Annotated in this window: 24 protein-coding genes; 10 read left to right on the forward strand and 14 right to left on the reverse strand. The window is 41.6% G+C overall.

Features of this window, described 5'->3' with window-relative positions; all coding sequences use genetic code 11:
- Nucleotides 1–75: 75 nt before the first annotated feature.
- The 12 genes from rplX to rplC form a co-directional block, all read right to left on the reverse strand.
- Nucleotides 76–423 (reverse strand): 50S ribosomal protein L24, encoded by a 348-nt coding sequence (gene rplX / locus H6G73_RS08490; protein WP_217312812.1) that lies wholly within the window; start codon nucleotides 421–423, stop codon nucleotides 76–78.
- The gene (rplN, locus tag H6G73_RS08495) at nucleotides 423–791 is read right to left on the reverse strand and encodes a 50S ribosomal protein L14 (RefSeq protein ID WP_190603245.1); all 369 of its coding nucleotides are present in this window, start codon (nucleotides 789–791) and stop codon (nucleotides 423–425) included. The genes rplX and rplN overlap by 1 nt, the downstream gene beginning before the upstream one ends.
- Before the next feature lie 43 nt (nucleotides 792–834).
- The gene (gene rpsQ, locus H6G73_RS08500) at nucleotides 835–1086 is read right to left on the reverse strand and encodes a 30S ribosomal protein S17 (protein WP_190603247.1); all 252 of its coding nucleotides are present in this window, start codon (nucleotides 1084–1086) and stop codon (nucleotides 835–837) included.
- A gap of 12 nt (nucleotides 1087–1098) precedes the next feature.
- Nucleotides 1099–1317, reverse strand: coding sequence for a 50S ribosomal protein L29 (gene rpmC, locus H6G73_RS08505; protein WP_190603249.1), 219 nt, complete (start codon nucleotides 1315–1317; stop codon nucleotides 1099–1101).
- A 3-nt stretch (nucleotides 1318–1320) separates the two neighbouring features.
- On the reverse strand, nucleotides 1321–1746 hold the full coding sequence (gene rplP, locus H6G73_RS08510) for a 50S ribosomal protein L16 (protein WP_190603250.1): 426 nt from the start codon (nucleotides 1744–1746) through the stop codon (nucleotides 1321–1323).
- A gap of 30 nt (nucleotides 1747–1776) precedes the next feature.
- On the reverse strand, nucleotides 1777–2532 hold the full coding sequence (gene rpsC, locus H6G73_RS08515) for a 30S ribosomal protein S3 (RefSeq protein WP_190603252.1): 756 nt from the start codon (nucleotides 2530–2532) through the stop codon (nucleotides 1777–1779).
- 55 nt (nucleotides 2533–2587) lie between these two features.
- Nucleotides 2588–2944, reverse strand: a complete 357-nt coding sequence (gene rplV, locus H6G73_RS08520) for a 50S ribosomal protein L22 (protein WP_190603254.1) — start codon at nucleotides 2942–2944, stop codon at nucleotides 2588–2590.
- 115 nt (nucleotides 2945–3059) lie between these two features.
- Nucleotides 3060–3338, reverse strand: a complete 279-nt coding sequence (rpsS, locus tag H6G73_RS08525) for a 30S ribosomal protein S19 (RefSeq protein ID WP_190603256.1) — start codon at nucleotides 3336–3338, stop codon at nucleotides 3060–3062.
- A gap of 111 nt (nucleotides 3339–3449) precedes the next feature.
- Nucleotides 3450–4313 (reverse strand): 50S ribosomal protein L2, encoded by an 864-nt coding sequence (gene rplB / locus H6G73_RS08530; protein WP_190603258.1) that lies wholly within the window; start codon nucleotides 4311–4313, stop codon nucleotides 3450–3452.
- A gap of 103 nt (nucleotides 4314–4416) precedes the next feature.
- Nucleotides 4417–4731, reverse strand: a complete 315-nt coding sequence (locus tag H6G73_RS08535) for a 50S ribosomal protein L23 (RefSeq protein WP_190603260.1) — start codon at nucleotides 4729–4731, stop codon at nucleotides 4417–4419.
- The gene (rplD, locus tag H6G73_RS08540; protein WP_190603262.1) at nucleotides 4724–5356 is read right to left on the reverse strand and encodes a 50S ribosomal protein L4; all 633 of its coding nucleotides are present in this window, start codon (nucleotides 5354–5356) and stop codon (nucleotides 4724–4726) included. The genes H6G73_RS08535 and rplD overlap by 8 nt, the downstream gene beginning before the upstream one ends.
- A gap of 54 nt (nucleotides 5357–5410) precedes the next feature.
- Nucleotides 5411–6049: a 50S ribosomal protein L3 gene (rplC, locus tag H6G73_RS08545; RefSeq protein WP_190603264.1), complete on the reverse strand. Its 639-nt coding sequence runs from the start codon at nucleotides 6047–6049 to the stop codon at nucleotides 5411–5413.
- Nucleotides 6050–6910: 861 nt separating this feature from the next.
- Between rplC and ndhN the strand changes: the two genes are divergently transcribed.
- Nucleotides 6911–7387, forward strand: coding sequence for an NAD(P)H-quinone oxidoreductase subunit N (ndhN, locus tag H6G73_RS08550; RefSeq protein WP_190603266.1), 477 nt, complete (start codon nucleotides 6911–6913; stop codon nucleotides 7385–7387).
- Between the two features lie 163 nt (nucleotides 7388–7550).
- Nucleotides 7551–8093: a DUF3172 domain-containing protein gene (locus tag H6G73_RS08555; protein ID WP_190603268.1), complete on the forward strand. Its 543-nt coding sequence runs from the start codon at nucleotides 7551–7553 to the stop codon at nucleotides 8091–8093.
- Nucleotides 8094–8198: 105 nt separating this feature from the next.
- On the opposite strand, the gene H6G73_RS08560 is transcribed toward H6G73_RS08555, so the two are convergent.
- On the reverse strand, nucleotides 8199–9893 hold the full coding sequence (locus H6G73_RS08560) for an ABC-F family ATP-binding cassette domain-containing protein (protein WP_190603270.1): 1695 nt from the start codon (nucleotides 9891–9893) through the stop codon (nucleotides 8199–8201).
- A 709-nt stretch (nucleotides 9894–10602) separates the two neighbouring features.
- Here H6G73_RS08560 and H6G73_RS08565 point away from each other — a divergent pair.
- From H6G73_RS08565 to H6G73_RS08600, 8 genes are all read left to right on the forward strand, one after another.
- The gene (locus H6G73_RS08565; RefSeq protein ID WP_190603273.1) at nucleotides 10603–11889 is read left to right on the forward strand and encodes a cation:proton antiporter; all 1287 of its coding nucleotides are present in this window, start codon (nucleotides 10603–10605) and stop codon (nucleotides 11887–11889) included.
- A gap of 305 nt (nucleotides 11890–12194) precedes the next feature.
- Nucleotides 12195–14414: a cation:proton antiporter gene (locus tag H6G73_RS08570; RefSeq protein WP_190603275.1), complete on the forward strand. Its 2220-nt coding sequence runs from the start codon at nucleotides 12195–12197 to the stop codon at nucleotides 14412–14414.
- 27 nt (nucleotides 14415–14441) lie between these two features.
- A complete protein-coding gene (locus H6G73_RS08575) occupies nucleotides 14442–14948 on the forward strand; it encodes a hypothetical protein (protein WP_190603277.1) in 507 nt (168 codons plus the stop codon).
- Between the two features lie 4 nt (nucleotides 14949–14952).
- The gene (locus H6G73_RS08580; protein WP_190603279.1) at nucleotides 14953–15636 is read left to right on the forward strand and encodes an AMIN domain-containing protein; all 684 of its coding nucleotides are present in this window, start codon (nucleotides 14953–14955) and stop codon (nucleotides 15634–15636) included.
- Between the two features lie 322 nt (nucleotides 15637–15958).
- Nucleotides 15959–17557: a 2,3-bisphosphoglycerate-independent phosphoglycerate mutase gene (gene gpmI / locus H6G73_RS08585; RefSeq protein WP_190603282.1), complete on the forward strand. Its 1599-nt coding sequence runs from the start codon at nucleotides 15959–15961 to the stop codon at nucleotides 17555–17557.
- A gap of 167 nt (nucleotides 17558–17724) precedes the next feature.
- Nucleotides 17725–17958, forward strand: a complete 234-nt coding sequence (gene secG, locus H6G73_RS08590; RefSeq protein WP_190603284.1) for a preprotein translocase subunit SecG — start codon at nucleotides 17725–17727, stop codon at nucleotides 17956–17958.
- A gap of 23 nt (nucleotides 17959–17981) precedes the next feature.
- Nucleotides 17982–18734 (forward strand): peptidase, encoded by a 753-nt coding sequence (locus H6G73_RS08595; RefSeq protein WP_190603286.1) that lies wholly within the window; start codon nucleotides 17982–17984, stop codon nucleotides 18732–18734.
- A gap of 90 nt (nucleotides 18735–18824) precedes the next feature.
- Entirely contained in the window at nucleotides 18825–19442 is a 618-nt protein-coding gene (locus tag H6G73_RS08600; protein WP_190603287.1) for a Uma2 family endonuclease, read from the forward strand.
- A gap of 379 nt (nucleotides 19443–19821) precedes the next feature.
- Here H6G73_RS08600 and H6G73_RS08605 read toward each other — a convergent pair whose 3' ends face one another.
- Nucleotides 19822–20385 (reverse strand): hypothetical protein, encoded by a 564-nt coding sequence (locus H6G73_RS08605; protein ID WP_190603307.1) that lies wholly within the window; start codon nucleotides 20383–20385, stop codon nucleotides 19822–19824.
- Between the last annotated feature and the right edge of the window lie 102 nt (nucleotides 20386–20487).

The raw sequence follows: 20487 nt of genomic DNA on the forward strand, positions 1-20487 counted from the left end.
CAGGGATGCTTAGATTTTGGATTTTAGATTTTGGATTTAAGGGTGTTAAATCTAAAATCTCACCTTTTATACAGGTTATTTATCCAGGATTTCACCAGTTTTCTTCAGCATCCTCACTTTCTTGCCTTCCGCAGTGAAAGTGTAACAAACGCGGCTAGCCACGTTTTGCTTGGTGGAATAGAGCATCACATTGGAACTATGAATTGGATACTCTCTGGTGATAATTTGGCCTGATTCCCCTTCTTGTTGGGGTTTCACATGCTTGGTCTTGATGTTGACACCTTTAACAATGACTTGGCTGTCTTGGGGTAAGGCTTTAATTACTTCCCCTACTTTACCTTTATCTTTGCCAGCAATTACTTGCACTGTGTCGCCAGTTTTGACGTGCATTTTATGAAATTTGGGCTGCTGTTTTTTAGTCATTACAGCACCTCCGGCGCAAGCGAAACGATTTTGGTGAAGTTTTTATCACGTAATTCCCGTGCTACAGGGCCAAATACCCGTGTACCTTTAGGATTCCCGTCTTTGTTGATAATCACAGCGGCATTATCATCAAAGCGAATGCTCATACCGCTATCTCGCTTCATGCCTTTGCGAGTACGAACAATAACTGCTTCCACCACATCGGACTTTTTCACAGCCATGTTAGGTGTAGCATCTTTGACAACAGCGATGATTCTGTCACCAATGTTGCCATAACGGCGGTTCCCGGCTCCTAACACGCGAATGCACATGAGTTTGCGGGCACCACTGTTATCTGCGACATTCAGATAAGTTTGGGGTTGAATCACAATTAATCTCCCTAGTGGAAGTTGTTAAGTTGATAACAACTGATTATTTTGTAGCTTTGGTAGTGAGGATTTCTGTGACTTGCCAACGCTTGGTTTTGCTCAGGGGTCTGGTTTCCTGAATGCGAACGCGATCGCCCACTTTGCATTGATTTTCTTCATCGTGAGCTTTATAGCGCCGGGTTTTCACTACAATTTTGCCGTACTTGGGGTGAGGAGCGCGGTTTTCAACAGCGACTACCACTGTTTTTTGCATTTTGTCGCTCACTACCAAGCCAACTCGTTCTTTGACTGCCATAATCTTCTACTCTTACTCCTGACCCGATTTTGCTGCCCGTTGACGTTCTGCCTCTACCGTCAGCAATTGGGCTAGGCGATGGCGGGCGTGTCTAAACTGGTGGGGTTTTTCTAATTGTCGAGTAGCTTTTTGCAAGCGTAGCTGAAACAGTTGTTTTTTAACAGCGACAATTTCCTCAGCCAGTTTCTCGTCACTTAATTCTCTAGCTTCTGAAATTTTGGGAAGAGGCATGACCTACTCCTGCTCCTGTGGTTGAGAGCGCACAATAAACTTAGTCTTAATGGGTAATTTGTAAGCAGCCAAGCGCATAGCTTCGCGGGCTACTTCTTCGGAAACACCAGCGATTTCAAACAAAATCCGACCTGGCTTAACGACAGCTACCCAAAATTCTGGGTTACCTTTACCGGAACCCATCCGGGTTTCCGCAGGACGCATGGTTACGGGCTTGTCAGGGAAAATCCGAATCCAGATTTTACCACCCCGACGGATGTAACGAGTCATGGCCCGACGAGAAGCTTCGATTTGGCGGGAAGTAATCCACGCTGGTTCTTGGGCTTGGAGAGCAAAATCCCCAAAATTGAGGGAACTGCCACGGTGTGATAGACCCTCCATACGTCCGCGTTGCTGTTTGCGGAATTTCGTTCTTCTAGGACTTAACATGGGTTTGCTAACTGGTAATTAATTGGCTGATTACCCTTCATTAGAGCGGTCTTCAAACTGCTGACGACGGCGTTGTTGTTGACGACGACGAGGCTCACGCTCCCGGGTAGCAGGTTGGGCTGGGGCTTCTTCTTGTCCAGGGATAATTTCACCCTTGAATACCCAAACCTTGATGCCAAGAATCCCGTAAACGGTTTTAGCGGTGCAGTAAGAATAATCAATGTCTGCCCGTAAGGTATGTAGAGGTACACGTCCTTCACGAGTCCACTCTGTCCGGGCAATTTCTGCACCGTTGAGGCGACCGCTAACTTGCACTTTAATACCTTGTACACCTGCTCGTTGAGCGCGTTGAATTGCTTGACGCACTACACGTCGGAAGGAAACCCGCCGTTCCAATTGTTGAGCAATATATTCTGCAATCAAATAAGCGTCAGCATCAACTCGTTGAACTTCAACTACGTTAATACGGATTTGTCTGCCACTGCCTAGGAGGTCTTGGAGTCCGGTACGTAGAGATTCAATTCCTTGTCCACCACGACCTACGACTACACCAGGTCTGGCGGTACGTACTTCTAGGTCGATTTGGTCGGCTTTGCGCTCGATTCTGACTTCGGAGATACCAGCGTTATTTTGAGCGTATCTACCTAGCTTTTGCTCAATATATTGACGGAGTTTATGGTCTTCTTGTAGCAGTTCTGGATAACGCTCAGGGTCTGCAAACCAACGGGATTGGTGTTCTTGAGTTATACCCAGACGAAAACCGACTGGATGAATTTTCTGTCCCACAAATGCTTCCTCTAAAATTTCTTACTGTACGCAATTATTTTGTCTCACTTGTTGCTTACTTGGCAGCACCAGCAGCGACGGCAACAGTGATGTGACATGTTGGTTTGCGGATTTGGTAAGCTCGGCCTTGTGCTCTGGGTTGGAACCGTTTGAGTACAGGGCCTTGATCAGCATAGGCTTGGGTAATGACTAAATCAGCCCGGTCTAAGCCAGCATTATGCTCGGCGTTAGCAGCTGCGCTTCTGAGAACCTTTAATACTGGGTCACAGGCACGGTAGGGCATAAATTCGAGGATAATCAGGGCTTCCCGATAGGAACGTCCCCGAATTTGATCTAGTACGCGACGCACTTTAAAGGGAGAAATGCGTATATAACGGGCGATCGCTTTAACTTCAGTAGTGTCAGTTGCCATAATAGTCTCCATTTTGGCCATTAAATTTAAAAATTAGTCCTTAAAAATTAAAAATGAACGACTGTTTTTTCTTTAATTTTTAATTTTTAATTTTTAATTTTTAACTTCTTAATGGCTATCTCCCTGCTTTTTTATCACTTTTTCCATGGCCTCTGTAGGTACGGGTGGGAGCGAATTCACCCAACTTATGACCTACCATTTGCTCATTTACAAATACAGGAACATGTTGTCTGCCATTATGGACAGCGATGGTGTGACCTACCATCAAAGGTAGAATTGTTGAAGCTCTTGACCAAGTTTTGACAACTTGCTTTTCGTTTTTAGCATTCAACTTTTCGATTTTTTTCAGCAGATGGTCAGCTACAAAAGGACCTTTTTTTAATGAACGACCCATAGTTTCGATTTTGGATTTTGGATTTACCAATTTTTGGATTTTGGATTTTGGATTTGACGGCTAAAAATTAATCACCCCAAATCTAAAATCCGCCATCTAAAATCTAAAATTCTAGGACTGGCGACCGCCACGACCACGTTTAGAAGCTTTACGACGACGACGTACAATCAACTTACTGCTAGGTTTCTTGGGTTTGCGTGTCTTGGCTCCTAAAGCAGGTTTACCCCAAGGTGTAACAGGCCCTGATCTACCGATGGGCGCTCTACCCTCACCACCACCATGTGGGTGGTCTACTGGGTTCATAACACTACCTCTCACCTTAGGACGGCGACCCTTCCAGCGATTTCTTCCTGCTTTACCTGCGCTTAGGTTTCTCACATCGGTGTTACCGACTTGGCCAATGGTGGCGTAGCACTCGCGGCGAATCAACCGTACTTCACCAGAAGGCAACTTCAATGTTACATAATTACCTTCTTTAGCCACTACTTGGGCTGTTGCACCGGCAGCACGGACGATTTGACCACCTTTGCCAGGAGTCAATTCGACGTTGTGAACACTAGTACCTAAGGGAATATTAGATAAAGGCAGGGCATTACCATCTTCTATAGGAGCATCTGGCCCAGCAATTACTGTTCTACCTACGGTTAAACCGTTGGGTTGAAGAATATACCGTTTTTCGCCATCTTGATAGTACAAGAGGGCAATCCGAGCGTTACGGTTCGGATCATATTCAATAGCTGCGACTTTTGCGGGAATATTCCGCTTATCTCTTTTAAAGTCGATAATTCGGTAAAGTTTTTTATGTCCGCCACCCCGACGACGGCTGGTTATCCGCCCTTGATTGTTCCGACCTTTGGCACGGTGTACTGACGTAGTCAGTGACTTTTCCGGCTCTGTTTTAGTAATTTCGGCGAAGTCGGAGATTGTTACTTGGCGAGTACTGGGGGTATAAGGGCGATAAGAACGAGTACCCATAAACGATTTTGGAGTTTGATTTTCGATTTTTGCTTGAGAAGTTGTGATGTGGGATTTTCGATTTGTAATTGTTGGTCAAATCTCCAATCTCAAATCTCAAATTCTACACGTCTGGGAAGAGGACTTTTCTAATTTTGTCTTCGTCTCCAGTCGCAACTGTGACAATAGCTTTTTTGTATTGGGGTTTAAAGCCGATGAATCTACCTACACGACGCTTTTTGCGGGGTGGTAAGGTAGTGTTGACTTTAACAACCTTAACTGCAAACAAGTCTTCTATTGCTGCTTTAATTTCTGTTTTAGTAGCTTTAGGAGTTACTTCAAAGGTGTATTTGTTTTGCTCCATCAGCATGGTCGCTTTTTCAGTGACAATGGGGCGACGCACTAAATCTGGCAGGTTGCGGGGGTCAAATTTAGCCACTGTAGACCTCCTGAATTTTTTCTAAGGCTGATGCGGTGACTACGATTTTGTCAGCGTGTAACAAGTCGTAGACGTTTAATTGGTCTGCGGCAATCAATTTTACGTTCTCGATGTTCCGCGCTGATAGCTGAACGGTTTCAGGAATTTCTGCCAGAATCAACAGTGACTTTTGATCTGGTGCAGCACCCCAACGGGCTAATGCTGCTACTAATTCCTTGGTTTTGGGACGTTGTAGTTCGTTGCTAAATTCTTCAACAACAATTAAGTCTTCAGCACGACTGGCAAAAGCTGTCCGCAAAGCTAACCGCCGTTCTTTGCGGTTCATTTTCAAGTCGAATTCTCTGGGTTTTGGTCCAAAGATGACACCACCACCACGCCACAGGGGTGAACGGATAGAACCTGCACGAGCACGGCCTGTTCCTTTTTGTCTCCAAGGTTTGCGTCCACCACCACGTACTTCTGCACGGGTTTTGGTGCTGGCTGTGCCTTGACGAGCGTTGGTCATTTGTCTAACGAGGGCGCGGTGAACGACATGCGCCGCCGTTTCTTCTTTGGCAACACGCAACTCGAACGATTGTTGTCCGACTTGCTCTCCTTGCCAATTTTTAACTACAGTTTCAACCATGTTGCATTTGTCCTTTGTTCAGTTGTCTGTTGAGCTAACAGCTAACAACTAAAACTATTTACTACCAACTGTCTTAGCGGGTACAACGTTAACTAAGGCTCCTGGTTTGCCAGGAATAGCACCTTTAATCAGCAGTAAGTTGCGTTCTGCATCTACTCTGACTACGGTGAGTTTGCTAATGGTCACACGAGTACCACCCAAGCGTCCTGCCATCCGCTTACCGGGATAAACACGTCCAGGGGTTGTACCTGCACCAATGGAACCAGGTGCTCTATGGTTTTTAGAACCGTGGGACATTGGCCCGCGACCGAAGTTGTTACGCTTTTGGTTGCCTGCAAAACCACGACCAATACTTGTACCGATGACATCTACAATTTGTCCAGCACTAAAAATATCGGCCTTAATTTGCTGACCTAATGTATATTCACCTGCATTGTCAATGCGATACTCATTCAAGTGGCGCAGTGCCGGTGCAGATGATTTAGCTAAATGACCTAATAAGGGTTTGTTCAATGCCTTGGGCTTGACTTCGCCATAGCCCACTTGAATGGCAGAATAACCGTCGGTCTGTTGTGTTTTAACTTGTGTAACAGTGCATGGCCCGGCTTGAATTACGGTGACAGGAATAGCTACTCCTGCTTCGTCGAAGATTTGGGTCATGCCCAGCTTGGTGCCGAGAATACCTACAGACACAGTTACTGGTTCTCCTTATCTATTTGCTGACCTTGGATTCGGACTACTTGAGGGCAACTTGCAGCTTGTGTCTGTTCAGGGTGGACGAGAACCTAAGAAATTTGAGTTGTATTTTTACAATACAAATTCCTGACGACGCAACAAAATGTTGTCCCTAGTGGTTGGTGAATCCGTTGAGTTTCACTGTCTGGGTCACCAGAAGGTTGATAAAACTTTCGTTGCGGAAGGTTTTATTTCTGGCAATAATGCAAAACGTGATTGCTTTGCTTTTTGTGCAGCAATGCTTTCGTCCAAGCAATTGCTCTGGCACTCTCCGAATGGTAGTAGGACTTAAGCGGCTAACCGCTCAGTATCCATTTCCTGAGTCTGATTTTAATGTCATAAACAAACATTAATGCTCAGGCTCTACTGCGTTTAATACCTTAAACTCTTGTTTGAGGTTTGCCTGTTGTTTAGGGGGCTACGGGAGTGAACGCAAGTTAGGAGCTTGTGGGGCTGGGGGTGCTAGCCTTGGCTCCTGGTTTGACCTGAAAGTTTGTTTAGTTTAGCAATCTTTCGTATTTCTGAGCTAGTTCTTTGACAATGAAGTCATTAGCTACTGATGCTGACACTGGCTGAGAGCATCGATTTTTGAAGACGGCTTCCTAATTATACTGTTTGGTCACAATCTAACAATATAAATTATTCATTTATTTTTGTCCAGCTACTCGTTTAGGAGTTTTGGTAAGCGAAAAGACAAAAACAGGAACTTATAAAGTTATTGATGGCTAAGGTTTCGCAATTTCTATAGCTTAACCTAACTTAATCTACCACTGAAGGGACAATAATAGAGATATCTAAGTGGGATTCAGACAAAAATTTATGGCACTAATTACCACTGGCAATGGTTTCATTCGCGATCTAGAAAAATTCGGCGCTCTAGGCGTTTATGTACCTCTGGAAGGGGGTTTTGAGGGTCGTTATCGCCGTCGGCTCAGGGCAGCGGGCTATACTGACCTACATATTACTGCCAGAGGTTTAGGTGATGTGGCAGCCTATCTAACTGGGGTTCATGGTGTTAGACCACCTCATTTAGGTAAAAAAAGCACAGGCAGTGGTGCTGCGGTAGGGGATGTTTATTATCTTCCACCTTTACTGGGTTCTCATCTGGAGCACCTGCCACCCAAGTCAAAGGGGTTGGTATTGTGGATAATTGAAGGACATATTCTTTCTGATCAAGAAGTGGAATATTTGTCGAATTTGTCCAAGTTGGAGCCACGGGTTAAGGTAGTGATTGAAAGAGGTGGCGATCGCACTTTCCGTTGGACTGCTCTAGAAAGAACATTGTTAGCTAGTTAGTTAATGGTCAGTAGTCAGTAGTCAGTGGTCGATATATATGGCTGTAACTGGTTACTGGCTATTGATTGAGTAAGGTTGAAAGAATTAGCAATATTTTCTTTTCCCATCAATACACAAAGAAAAACGCCAAAATATTATTGTTGGTTGGGTAGATAAAATTCTTATGAGACGTAAATCTCCTGGTAGATCAGCTACTACTTCTAGGCCTGCTTCTGGGTTTCCCACTCCTAATTTTAATTTCACCACCATAGCAATTTTGGGTGGGGTGCTGGTTTTAGGGATTGGTATTGGTATTGCTTTTAGTTCGACAACTACATTAAGTCCAACAAATGTGGCTTCCCGTGAATTTATTGACACGAAAGCACCTAACCCAGAGATTTGCGTTCAGTACGGTGCTAGTGCAATGGTGATGGATGCAAGAATTTTTGTCACTCTTAACCCATTTAATGTTTATATTGCTCAACCAAGTATGCGTCCTGGTTGTGTGCTCAGGCAAAATAACTGGGCTATTCTAGAACAAAGAAAGTTGGTGACCTCTGACCAAGTAAGAGAATGTAAGAATCGCTTAAATACTTTTGGGTTTACAGGTAATTTAGATACAGATAAGCCTGATATTAGATGTATATATCAAAATGAATCAGCACAAAACTTCTTCCTTTCTCAACCAGGGGCAGTTGCACCTTCTCAAGATACGGAAAGATTTTAAGTTGAGCATTGAAAGGTAGCAGAATAGCTTGGATGTCAACCCTAGTAGAGACGTTACATGTAACGTCTCTACATTCATTTTTACTAGATGTCTATGCCATATTACCTACTTTCTTTTAGCTGCGGCTTTGGCAGATTTGGCAGCTTTTTTTGCGGCTTTTTCTGCTTCTATTGCTGCTAGTCTAGCTTGCTCTTTTTCTTCAGCAATTTTATCCAGATAGTAGTGATAATCGCCTAAGTAAACGCGGAATTCACCATCACGAATCTCTACAATTTTATTGGCGACTTGAGAGATAAAATAACGGTCGTGGGAAACTACGATTGCTGTGCCTTCATAGTTTTGCAGTGCTTCTTCCAACATTTCTTTAGCTGGAATATCTAAGTGGTTGGTAGGCTCATCTAAAATGATGAGGTTGACTGGACAAAGCAGCATTTTTGCTAATGCTAATCGCGCTTTTTCTCCACCACTTAAGGCAGCTACTTTTTTAAATACTGTGTCTCCAGAAAATAAAAATTTACCTAAGAGGGTGCGGACTTCTTCGTTTTTCCAGTCTGGTACTTCATCATGGATAGTTTCCATGACGGTTTTCTCTAGGTCTAACGCTTCTGCTTGGTTTTGTTCAAAGTAACCGGGAATGACGTTGTGATCACCTAATTTGACAATACCTTCGCTGGGAGGTTCAATCCCCATAATCATTTTTAAAAGAGTTGATTTTCCTGCACCGTTGGGGCCAAGAAAGGCAATTCTATCTCCTCTTTCAATCAACAAATTCGCTCCTAAAAAGAGGATTTTGTCATCATAAATATGGGTTAAGTCTTTAATTTCTACTACTTCTCTACCGCTACGGGGTGCAGATGGAAAACGGAAATGCAGAGTTCTGACTCCTGCTGTGGGTGCTTCAATGCGTTCAATTTTTTCGAGTTGTTTTTCTCGGCTTTTTGCTTGGGTACTGCGAGTAGCACTAGCACGGAATCTGTCTACAAATGCTTGTTGTTTCTCTAGCTCTTTTTGCTGACGTTCAAAAGCGTTGAGTTGTGCAACTTCGTTTTCAGCTTTTTGTTGGAGGTAGGCTGAATAATTACCCAGGTAGGTTGTGGAAACACCACGTTCAGTTTCGACAATTTGGGTGCAAAGACGGTCTAAGAATTCCCGGTCATGGGAAACGATGACCATGGGTGTGGTGAGTTTTTTCAGGTAATTCTCTAACCATTCAATGGTTTCTAGGTCTAGGTGGTTGGTAGGTTCGTCGAGGAGTAATAAATCTGGTTCTTGAAGGAGAATTTTACCTAAGCTCATCCGCATTTGCCACCCACCGGAAAAGGCACTGACCAAGCGATCGCCATCTTCTACTTGAAAACCCATTTCTGGTAGAATTTTACCGATGCGTGCATCTAAGCCATAGCCGTCTAAGGCTTCAAATTGGCGTTGTAGTTTGTCTAGTTTGTGGATGAGTCGGTCAAGTTCTTCTGGTGTCGCGGTTTCCATGTCACGCTGTACCTGTGACAAAGCTAGTTGCACTTGGTTCGCTTCTTTAAAAACTGTCCAAAACTCTTCTCTGACTGTACGAGTCGGTTCAACCTCAAATTCTTGGTTGAGGTATGCTATATGTAAGCTAGCAGGGCGGATAATCTCTCCAGAGGTAGGTTCAATTTCCCCGTTGATGATTTTGAGTTGGGTGGACTTTCCCGCACCGTTAACGCCTACTAAGCCGATGCGATCGCCACTTTTGACTTCCCAGTTGATATCTTTGAGAACTTCGCCTGTAGGGTAAATTTTACTAATGTGTTCGAGTCGCAGCATGAAATATCTCTCAGGTAGGGTACGGGACGGGCAAAGTTAAATGTTGTTTTCAATCTTAACAAAATTTAATGCCAAGTTTACATGGGGTGTTCAGGGAAATATTTGGTCAAAGATGACCGATGTTTTATGCGTTGATTGTCAATTTGAATACACATACTTATGGAAGAATGATGGCAAGATGGTTAAGTTCTGGAAGTAAGCAGTTGCCAGAATTCTGGATTTTATTCTGTAGCGGCTGTGAAAAAGTATATTTGCAATCACAGTTATAAAACAATAAATGTTGTTTGGTGGGTTTTATTGCCAATCAGAATTTATCTCACAATCCAGATACATATGTGCAGAGAGGTTTAGATATTTTTTTAGTTTTTATCTAAAGCATCAATAATGATTTTCTATTATATTTAGACTGAAGATATAAAAAATCAGGATTTACCCGTATTCTAAAAACAATATGCTTTGAGATTGCTTACCTGCGGTCACAATGACGGCAATGCCTTAATATTGCCTAAGTTCTAAAAATATTATTTTTTATTTTTTTAAAATCAATTAAATCGGTTATTTAAAAACATTGCTAATGTAGATGTATATCTTCATTGCCTGATGTATGTACTTTAATTTTTGACAATATTTAAATATGTATATATCTGAGCAATAAATAGTCGATGCAATCTATGATTATGATAGATGATATTTTGGCTGAGGAAGTGAAATGTCAAATTTCGAGTTAGTTTTGAAATTGTTACTACAACTAACTATAATTTTATCTGTTTGTCGCTTAACAACTATTATTGGCAAGCGATACTTTGGTCAAGCTGATGTAGTGTGTGAAATGATAGCAGGTGTTATGCTTGGCCCTTCTTGTTTTGGGTTGATTTCACCGGAATTTCAGCAATGGTTATTTCCCAAAACTCTAATTTTGTTAGCATCAGGAGCTAAAATTCCTAACCCTTCTATGTCTATTCTCTTTGCCATTAGTCAGGTTGGTTTAATAATTTATATGTTTTTAATTGGCTTAGAGTTTAATACGGATTTAATTAAAAATAGATTAAAAAGTGCTAGTTTCGTGTCTGGAGCAGGAATAATTGCACCATTTATTTTAGGAGGAATAGCTGCTTATTTTTTATCAAATCAATCCTCTCTATTTAATGTGGATATTACACCTTGGGCAGCATCATTATATCTCGGTGCTTCTATGTCCATAACTGCATTTCCCATGTTAGCAAGAATGCTCTATGAGCGAGATATTGCCAAAACTAGTTTTGGTACGTTAGCATTAGCAGCAGGTTCCATTGATGATGCGACTGCATGGTGTTTATTGGCAATTGTTTTAGCTAGTTTGAAAGCCAATCCTAGTATAGCTGCATTTGCTATTGGTGGAGGAATTAGTTTCGTTTTATTGACTATTTTTATTGGTCGTCCTGTACTGAAGATTTTTACACATATTTTCCAGAAAGATGGAACAGTTACTATTTCCACACTTACATTAGTGTTAATTACTTTAATGTTTAGTGCCTGGTTGACTGATATTATCGGTATTTATGCTATTTTCGGGGCGTTTATTTTAGGTGCAGCTATGCCAAGGGGAGAATTTGCTCAACAAATTCAAGAACGAACTGAATATTTGACTACGGCTTTCTTATTGCCGATATTTTTTGTCTTTTCGGGATTGAATACGCAAATCGGCTTAGTTAATACACCGACTTTATGGGGAATTACGCTCTTATTAATCACGATTGCTGTTGTTGGTAAGGGTGTAGCTTGTACCTTAGCAGCTAAATTTTCTGGAGAAAATTGGCAGGAATCGGCAACTATTGGAGTGTTGATGAATGCTCGTGGACTGATGGAGTTAATTATCCTCAATATTGGACTAGAACAGGGAATAATTACTCCGACATTGTTCACAATGATGGTAATTATGGCAATTGTGACGACGCTGATGACTTCACCTTTAGTGAACTTATTGTTACAGGATAAACAAACCAGCTTGAATATTTAATTGTTAGGTAAGGTGCCAGAATATGATCACAGAGTGGAGATGAATGGTGACTGTGACTATGGTGATAAGCTGTAAATTATAACTAGTTTCCGTATTTTATTTGATTGATTAATGGTCTAAGTTATTGACAATTCTGTAATTATTTCGCTTATTTGCTCATATTTTATAATTTTCACTATAAATTGAATCTTAACAACAATTAATAACTTAATAGCAAGAAAATTTTTGTCTAGAAAAAGGTTGACAATTTTCACGGTTGTACAGAATTATCGTAGGGAAACCGGATAGTCGTTAGTGAGGAAACTATGCACACAGTTATTCTCGTTCTGGTTGAGGTACTGATTGTTATTGGACTGTCACGACTAGTAGGACTAGGATTCAAATCAATTAAACAACCATTAGTAATTGGTGAAATAGTTGCTGGGATTATGCTTGGCCCATCTTTATTTGGTCTGATTGCACCCCAAGCAGCAGCTACCCTGTTCCCAGCCGAAACAATTCCCTTCCTGAATGTTTTATCTCAGGTAGGACTCATTTTTTTCATGTTTTTGATTGGGTTAGAGTTAAATCCTAAATATTTAAATAGTCAGTTAGAAACGGCAATTTTAACTTCCCATGTCAGTATTTTAGTACCTTTTTCTTTAGGTACTTTATTAGCATTGCTGCTTTATCCCTTAGTTTCTAATGACAGTGTTTCGTTTACAGCCTTTGCCTTATTTCTGGGTGCAGCAATGTCAATTACGGCCTTTCCTGTACTGGCCAGAATTATTACAGAAAATAATTTACAAGGAACTCGGTTAGGAACCCTAGCGTTAACTTGTGCAGCAGTTGATGATGTGACGGCATGGTGTCTGTTGGCAATGGCGATCGCTGTGGCTCGTCATGGTAGTATTGACAGACAGGCTGTACTCACGATTATTGAAAGCATTCTCTACATTGGCTTCATGTTTACAGCTGGACGGTGGTTTCTCAAACGTCTCGCTACCCATTACCGTCGTACGAGAAAGTTAAGTCAGTTTGTCCTAGCTCTAATTTACATTGCGGTTGTAGGCTCTGCACTGATTACCGAATTAATCGGGATTCACTTAATTTTTGGTGCATTCTTATTGGGTGCAGCTATGCCAAAAAATGCAGATTTAGTGAGAGAATTGGCAGTAAAAACGGAAGATTTCGTTCTCATTTTCCTTCTACCTATATTTTTCGCCTACAGTGGCTTAAGGACGCAAATCGGTTTACTCAACCGTCCAGAACTATGGCTGTTGTGTATATTGGTCTTAGGAGTAGCGATCGCTGGCAAGTATATTGGTACTTATATAGCGGCCCGTGTCAGTGGTATTGATAAACGGGAAGCGTCTGCACTCGGTTGGTTAATGAACACTCGCGGTTTAACCGAGTTAATTGTGTTAAATATTGGTTTAGAGTTGGGTGTAATTTCCCCCCTGCTATTCACCATGTTAGTCATCATGGCATTGGTGACAACATTTATGACTTCACCTTTACTGGAATGGACATATCCAAAACGGTTGATTAAGTTAGATGTAGTTGATTTTGATGCAGAAACACATACAGAAACCGACACTGTTACAGAAAATCACGAAGCTTTAGCGACTCCTTACCGCATCTTAGTTCCAGTCGCTAACCCCAGTACCCAAAAAGGTTTACTACAATTAGCAGTAGCATTAGCTCAATCAGTGACAGATATGGGTGTAAACTACAGACAACAGGCAGTTGTTAACCCACTGAGCTTGATTGAATTAGAAGAAGACTATGCCTTTGAAAGTACACCGGTTGAAGCTAACCGCTTAATAACTGAACGTCGGTTACAACTAGAAGAATTAATCAACAACCTCGAACCAGCACACACACGTTCACATATTCATCCCATTGTGCGGATATCTAGTAATGTAGCTAGGGAAACTGCACAGATAGCCCAACTTGAACAACCCGATTTAATTTTAGTAGGATGGCACAGACCAGCCTTTAGTAACAACCGCTTAGGTGGAAGAGTAGGACAAATTCTCACCTCAGCACCAGTAGACGTAGCAGTATTTATCGATAGAGGTGGTGAACGCTTAGAAAGCTTACTAGTTCCCTACTCAGCGAATATTCATGATGATTTAGCTGTCATCCTCGCGTTAAGACTATTGATGAACCGTGACACTTGTATGCTGAAAATTTTACAGGTACTCAATGGCAATCACACCGCAGAGGAATTAAGCTACGAATTACAAGTAATGATTGATCAGTTACCTCATAGTGTACGCGATCGCATCGAAATCAACACCATTGCCCCACCAGAACCAATGCAAGCTGTAGTAGTTGCTTCTGAAAAAGTGGACTTAACAATTGCGGGAACTAGTCGCGCTTGGGGTATTGAACGGCAAACACTAGGAAGATACACAGATGAACTCGCTATTCAATGTCGTTCTTCCCTACTCATTACCCGTCGTTACAGTCAAGTTACCTCCCATCTAACTTCCCTATTACCGGAAGCCAATAATCAAGAAATTATTCGTCACTACTAATTGCCAATTACCAATGCAAAATCGATTATGAACCACTTCAATTTTAAATCATTAGGTTTTTATGGGGGAGCGATTACCATTGTCCTCATCCTCTTTAAAACCGTCACCGCTTATGGTGAAAATAATCTTGTTGCTTCTCCCATGCTGAACACCAGGTATAGTTTCAACTTCACCAACACCATCCCCGACTGTCAGTTACCCCAAAACCTAACTTTATATATTCAACAGTCAGGTATTTATGTCAACGCTTCCTTAATACCAGTCAAAACCAACGCAGATACAGAATCACCACTACATCTCACTGGTAAATTAAACAATCAACAATTAAATTTATCAGGAAAAATAGATAAATCGATTCTCTGTCAAAACATCCCTAAATCCCAGAAACACAATGCCTTGATTTCACTAGGAATGGCATTAATAAAGAAAGATAACATTACTGGTCAAATCAAAATCAAAAACCTCTCCTCAGCCGTAGAATTTAAAGCAATTCCCATCACTGACAAAATAACTACTAAATCAAATAGTCATTAAAATTATGAAAACTGTCTTGAGAACAAATAACGTTCTCCCTATTTGCCAACACATATTGGGAGTAACTTTATATGCAAGCATTAGTTTACACCCCAGCATCAGCTTTGCTCTACCATCTGTACAACTAAACAAATGGCAATTCAACCCCAAAGCAGAGCAACTAGAAATAGTCCTCAGTGCTGGCACCACACCAGAATTATTTTACCTACCCGAACCACCACGTTTAGTTTTAGACCTACCCAACACCAAACTCGGCAGCGTCAGCACCGCTAAAAACTATCAGGGAAACATTCAAAGAATTCGACTTTCCCAATTAAACCCCACCGTCACCCGGATTGTTTTGGACTTAGCACCCGGAATCGTCTTAGAGGCAAACCAAGCTAAACTTCAACCCTTAACAGCACAAAATCCCACACGCTGGGTCTTGCGCCCCCTTATTTCCCATAATAGCACCACTTCCCCAACTGCCAATACCCCCTTTCCTTCACCATCCATCAATCTACCACCAGCATCCAGCAACTTAACGCCTAATACCCAACAACCCTTTATTACCGTTCCTCCCCTCAACACTCAAACACCCCTTACCACATTTCCCACCCCAGCAAATGCTAATAGCGTGACCCCAACCCTTCCTCAAGAGAATACAAACATTCCTGTAATTGAATTTGGTCAACCCATACCCAGGTAAATTGTAGGGAGAGAAGAAGAGGGGAAAGAGAAGGAGAGGAGAAGGAGAAAAAATATATCTAAACTCTTGATAGCGAAGCCATACTTCTGAAACTTCTGAACTCCTGAACTCCTGTTCGCGCAGCGTGCCGTAGGCATACTCCTGAACTTCTGAACTCCTGAACTCCTGAACTCCTGTTCGCGAAGCGTGCCGTAGGCATACTCCTGAACTCCTGAACTCCTCAAATAAATGAGAAAACCATTCAATAACCAGAATTTAGCTTACACTTGCGGTTAGCAATGGTATCATTCGGGTATTACAAAAAGTAAAGGGCAATTTTACTATGACCAAAGCACCTGTTGCTCCTGTGGTGCTAGTCATTTTAGATGGATGGGGCTACTGCGAGGAGAAGCGAGGAAATGCCATAGCTGCCGCTAAAACGCCAATTATGGACAGTTTATGGGCAGCTTATCCCCACACCCTCATCCGCACATCAGGAAAAGCCGTAGGGTTGCCAGAAGGTCAAATGGGCAACTCGGAAGTTGGTCATTTGAATATTGGCGCTGGACGAGTCGTACCCCAAGAACTGGTACGAATTTCCGATGCTGTTGAAGATGGTTCAATAGCAGAAAATCCGGCGCTTGTCAAGATTTGCCAGGAAGTTCGTTCTCGAAATGGCAAGTTGCATCTAGTAGGGCTTTGTTCTGATGGAGGGGTACATTCGCATATTACCCATCTATTTGGACTACTCGACCTAGCCAAGGAACAGCAACTTTCTCAAGTGTGTATTCACGCCATTACTGATGGACGTGACACTCCTCCGACGGAGGGAATAAAAGCAATTGGGCAATTGCAAGACTACATAGACCGCGTTGGGTTAGGTCAGATTGTCACCGTCAGCGGTCGTTATTATGCCATGGATCGCGATCGCCGTTGGGATCGAGTCCAACGTGCTTATGATGTGATGACACAAGACGGCCCAGGTAATGGACTGACGGCGGTTGAAGTATTGCAAACCTCCTATGCTGAAGGTGTGACAGACGAGTTTGTTCTCCCCATCAGGATTGCCCCTGGTGCAGTGGAAGCAGGTGACGGGGTGATCTTCTTCAACTTCCGCCCCGACCGTGCTAGACAGTTAACTCAAGCCTTTGTCGCTCCAGATTTTAACGGGTTTAGCAGAGAGAAAATTGCACCCCTGTCCTTTGTGACTTTTACTCAATATGACCCAGAGTTACAAGTGTTTGTGGCATTTACACCCCAAAACTTGACAAATATTCTGGGAGAAGTCATTGCTAATCATGGACTAAAACAGTTCCGTACTGCTGAAACTGAGAAATATGCCCACGTTACCTACTTCTTTAACGGGGGTCTAGAGGAACCTTTTGCCGGGGAAGACCGGGAACTTGTTAGTAGTCCGATGGTAGCGACCTATGACAAGGAACCTGTGATGTCAGCCAAAGCTGTGACAGATGCAGCCATTAAAGCGATTGAGAAGGGTATCTATTCTGTAGTCGTCATGAACTATGCCAATCCAGATATGGTAGGGCATACAGGTCAAATTGAAGCCACTGTGACAGCGATTGAAACGGTGGATCAATGTTTAGGCCGTCTCATAGAAGCTATAGGTAAAGTAGGTGGCACTGTCCTGATTACAGCTGATCACGGTAATGCTGAATATATGCTCGATGAAGAGGGCAATCCTTGGACTGCTCACACTACCAATCCAGTTCCTTTTATTTTGGTGGAAGGTGAGAAGGCTAAAATCCCTGGATACGGCACTAACGTAGAACTGCGGAACGATGGTAAGTTAGCTGATATTGCCCCGACAATACTAGATATTTTACAGCTACCCCAGCCTACGGAAATGACCGGGCGATCGCTCCTCAAAGGGGCAGAATACGAATTACAATTTGCTCGCACCCCTCTGAAAGCCGCATTGTAAAACATATTCGAGTTAACTGTTAACCTCTAACAGTTAACTTTTCTTCGCTCCTCTCCCTTATTCTCCAAACCAGTTCAACATTAAATTGCTATAAAATTTATTAAATAACCAGGAATATTCCAGTTATTTCATCCTCAAATTTTTGCAGATAAAATTTTCAATTGCTTATGACAGTTACTAACATTGTGCAGGGTATTTGGTCATTTTCCGCCTTGGGTTTAATAGTTCTAGTATTACTACACAGCCCTAAAGGTGATGGTATTGGTGCAATTGGTGGACAGGCACAACTATTTAGCAGCACCAAAAGTGCAGAAAACACCTTAAATCGAGTTACTTGGGCGCTAACAGTGATTTTTCTGGGTTTAACCGTGGTATTAAGCGCCAACTGGTTGCCTAAATAAATCAATCATAGGGAGAGAAAAACATGGAGAAAATCTCCCCCTACTCAAAATCTAAACCTCGCCCAAAACGATTTTGGCACCGATTATTAGCAGTCCTGACTTTAATTATCAGTACAGGTCTGCTAGTCATTTTGACTAATTTTTCTACCAATGCAGTTATCCCAGAACCGGGAAAAACCATCAACTTATCTCCCCATCCTCTACCACCGACATTAGCCCAGTGGCAAGACAAAAGTAATAGCGGCGATTATTTTGACAATGTTACACCTACCAAAGTAGGTTATTTAATCTGGTCACAGTTTCCAGTGCGAGTGAAGGTAGAAACGCCAACAGGAATTAGTGAAAACCAGTCCCAAAAATGGGTTAATAGTGTTTTACAAGCTATTCAAGAATGGAACCTTTATTTACCTTTGCAGGTAGTAGAAAATTCAGAAATAGCAGATATTACTATTTACCGAAAAGCACCACCTTTACAAATTGAACCTAATCAAAAAATTCCCCGTGCGCGTTCTGCTTTAACTACCTACGAGTTATACACCAAAGACAATATTTTATCCCATCGCTTCACTATTCTTTTGAGTCCTAGTCAAACCGGGGAATATATCCCAGCAGCCGTACGTCATGAAATCGGTCACGCTTTAGGAATTTGGGGTCATAGTCCATTACCAACAGATGCTTTGTATTTTTCCCAGGTGCGTCAACCACCTGGTATTTCTGCGCGAGATGTTAATACTTTGAAGAAGGTTTATGAACAGCCAACTAGTTTGGGTTGGTAGGTTGATAGTTTTTAATACAATCTACTAAAGACCCATATCATCCTAAAGCGCAAAGCATATAATAGAAGACAATTACCAAGGAATATAGTTATGCTTTCAGCCATATTTCCACCACTGAAATTTACTGATTTTATAGAGTGGTATCCTGAAAATGGTCGTTATGAATTAATTAATGGGTGTGTATTTGAAATGCAACCAACAGGTAAACATGAAGAAGTTACTGATTTTATTGGTATATCAATAACAATAGAAAGCCAAAGATTAAAACGACCTTATATGTTCCCTCGACATGCGCTAGTAAAAGCACCTGAGTGGGAAACAGCTTATCTTCCTGATGTGATGGTAGTCAATAAAAATGCTCTTGCATCTGAACCATTGTGGGAAAAATATTCAACCATTACCAAAGGTGAATCTATTCAGTTAATTGTCGAAGTTGTGAGTACAAATTGGCGAACAGATTACGGATATAAACTCACAGATTATGAAGCATTAGGTATTCATGAATATTGGGTAGCTGATTATTTAGGTGTAGGTGGAAGGAGGTATATTGGATTTCCCAAACAACCAACATTTACAGTTTACCAATTAGTAGATGGAGAATATCAATTTCAGCAATTTAGAGGAAATGAGAGAATTATTTCTCCCTCATTTCCTGAATTAAATTTGACTGCTCAACAAATCTTTAATGCAGATGGAAATTTTACATAAATCTGCTATTAATTATGAACAATTTTAGAGACATATCATAAAGTATCAGCTTACCCCAGTTAAACACCTCTATAATGTCACAAACCTTTTATTTTTTATCTTTCAGTAAGCAGTGGAATTGTTAATTTGATATTTTGACTTTAATTTTGTAAATTCTCTCTCTGCGCCTTTGCGTGAGGTAAAAAAAGACTATTATGCTATAACTACAATAGGGAAAAAGTCGCCTTGAGACGACTAATTAATAAAAATATTTTTCAAAAATCAATTATTCACTTTGGGACTAATACCAATTGGGCTGATCTATTCAGGACTACTTCTATCTAGAATCAAAATAGTCCTACATTCAGAAATTGGGCAGTCTCAAAAGTTGCAGTTTAATCTACAGTCGAGAACACTGATCCTCTTTACTTCCTTGCACAGTGTTTCCTCCCCCTGTAGGAGCAGGTACATTTTCTTTGCATTGGAGATTACCATTAATTCTGTTATTTCTGATGGTAATTCCTCCTGTGTTTTTAAAAGCCTGCAAATTACCGCCAATTGTGTTACCGCTTGCAGCTAAAGTCGCGGTATTTTCATCAAATTGTAAATCTTGATTGATGCGTGAGTTGGCAATATTTGCTGCTTTAGATTGCTTAATTTGGATACTACCACCAATCACTGAGCTAGAATTAACAACTACATTTCTTGCATTTTCAGCTTGAATGTTGCCAATTACATTTACTGTGCTGGCTCTGAGTATAGCATTAGATTCTACTATCACATTTCCTTGAACTTTTGTTCCAGATAAAGTACAAGTAGCCCCACTAGGTACTCGAACATTATCAACTGTAACTGCACCTAATGTACTCCGACAAGCAATTTCTTCAGCTAAAACAATGGGAGAATTCGAGATAATTCCTACCGCACTTAAAAGAGCAGCTGACAAAAAAGTTTTTGTTTTCATGCTAAAACCTCTGATAACAAACTTACTGACAATAGAGGAAGATAATAGTTCCCATTTTCAGTAAATTTATTACCACTGTCATAGCTGATGATAATCATAGAT

Origin of the sequence: Richelia sinica FACHB-800 (genome assembly GCF_014698825.1) — a bacterium.
Taxonomy (GTDB): Bacteria; Cyanobacteriota; Cyanobacteriia; order Cyanobacteriales; family Nostocaceae; genus FACHB-800.

Bases quoted from the DNA above. Each gene is read 5' to 3' on its own strand.
- secG (WP_190603284.1), top strand. From the start codon at position 17,725: ATGACAGTTACTAACATTGTGCAGGGTATTTGGTCATTTTCCGCCTTG.
- rpmC (WP_190603249.1), bottom strand. From the start codon at position 1,317: ATGCCTCTTCCCAAAATTTCAGAAGCTAGAGAATTAAGTGACGAGAAA.
- rplB (WP_190603258.1), bottom strand. From the start codon at position 4,313: ATGGGTACTCGTTCTTATCGCCCTTATACCCCCAGTACTCGCCAAGTA.
- rpsS (WP_190603256.1), bottom strand. From the start codon at position 3,338: ATGGGTCGTTCATTAAAAAAAGGTCCTTTTGTAGCTGACCATCTGCTG.
- rplD (WP_190603262.1), bottom strand. From the start codon at position 5,356: ATGGTTGAAACTGTAGTTAAAAATTGGCAAGGAGAGCAAGTCGGACAA.
- H6G73_RS08600 (WP_190603287.1), top strand. From the start codon at position 18,825: ATGCTTTCAGCCATATTTCCACCACTGAAATTTACTGATTTTATAGAG.
- H6G73_RS08560 (WP_190603270.1), bottom strand. From the start codon at position 9,893: ATGCTGCGACTCGAACACATTAGTAAAATTTACCCTACAGGCGAAGTT.
- ndhN (WP_190603266.1), top strand. From the start codon at position 6,911: ATGGCACTAATTACCACTGGCAATGGTTTCATTCGCGATCTAGAAAAA.
- H6G73_RS08605 (WP_190603307.1), bottom strand. From the start codon at position 20,385: ATGAAAACAAAAACTTTTTTGTCAGCTGCTCTTTTAAGTGCGGTAGGA.
- H6G73_RS08595 (WP_190603286.1), top strand. From the start codon at position 17,982: ATGGAGAAAATCTCCCCCTACTCAAAATCTAAACCTCGCCCAAAACGA.
- H6G73_RS08580 (WP_190603279.1), top strand. From the start codon at position 14,953: ATGAAAACTGTCTTGAGAACAAATAACGTTCTCCCTATTTGCCAACAC.
- H6G73_RS08570 (WP_190603275.1), top strand. From the start codon at position 12,195: ATGCACACAGTTATTCTCGTTCTGGTTGAGGTACTGATTGTTATTGGA.
- H6G73_RS08575 (WP_190603277.1), top strand. From the start codon at position 14,442: ATGAACCACTTCAATTTTAAATCATTAGGTTTTTATGGGGGAGCGATT.
- gpmI (WP_190603282.1), top strand. From the start codon at position 15,959: ATGACCAAAGCACCTGTTGCTCCTGTGGTGCTAGTCATTTTAGATGGA.
- rplP (WP_190603250.1), bottom strand. From the start codon at position 1,746: ATGTTAAGTCCTAGAAGAACGAAATTCCGCAAACAGCAACGCGGACGT.
- H6G73_RS08555 (WP_190603268.1), top strand. From the start codon at position 7,551: ATGAGACGTAAATCTCCTGGTAGATCAGCTACTACTTCTAGGCCTGCT.
- rpsQ (WP_190603247.1), bottom strand. From the start codon at position 1,086: ATGGCAGTCAAAGAACGAGTTGGCTTGGTAGTGAGCGACAAAATGCAA.
- H6G73_RS08565 (WP_190603273.1), top strand. From the start codon at position 10,603: ATGTCAAATTTCGAGTTAGTTTTGAAATTGTTACTACAACTAACTATA.
- rplV (WP_190603254.1), bottom strand. From the start codon at position 2,944: ATGGCAACTGACACTACTGAAGTTAAAGCGATCGCCCGTTATATACGC.
- rplX (WP_217312812.1), bottom strand. From the start codon at position 423: ATGACTAAAAAACAGCAGCCCAAATTTCATAAAATGCACGTCAAAACT.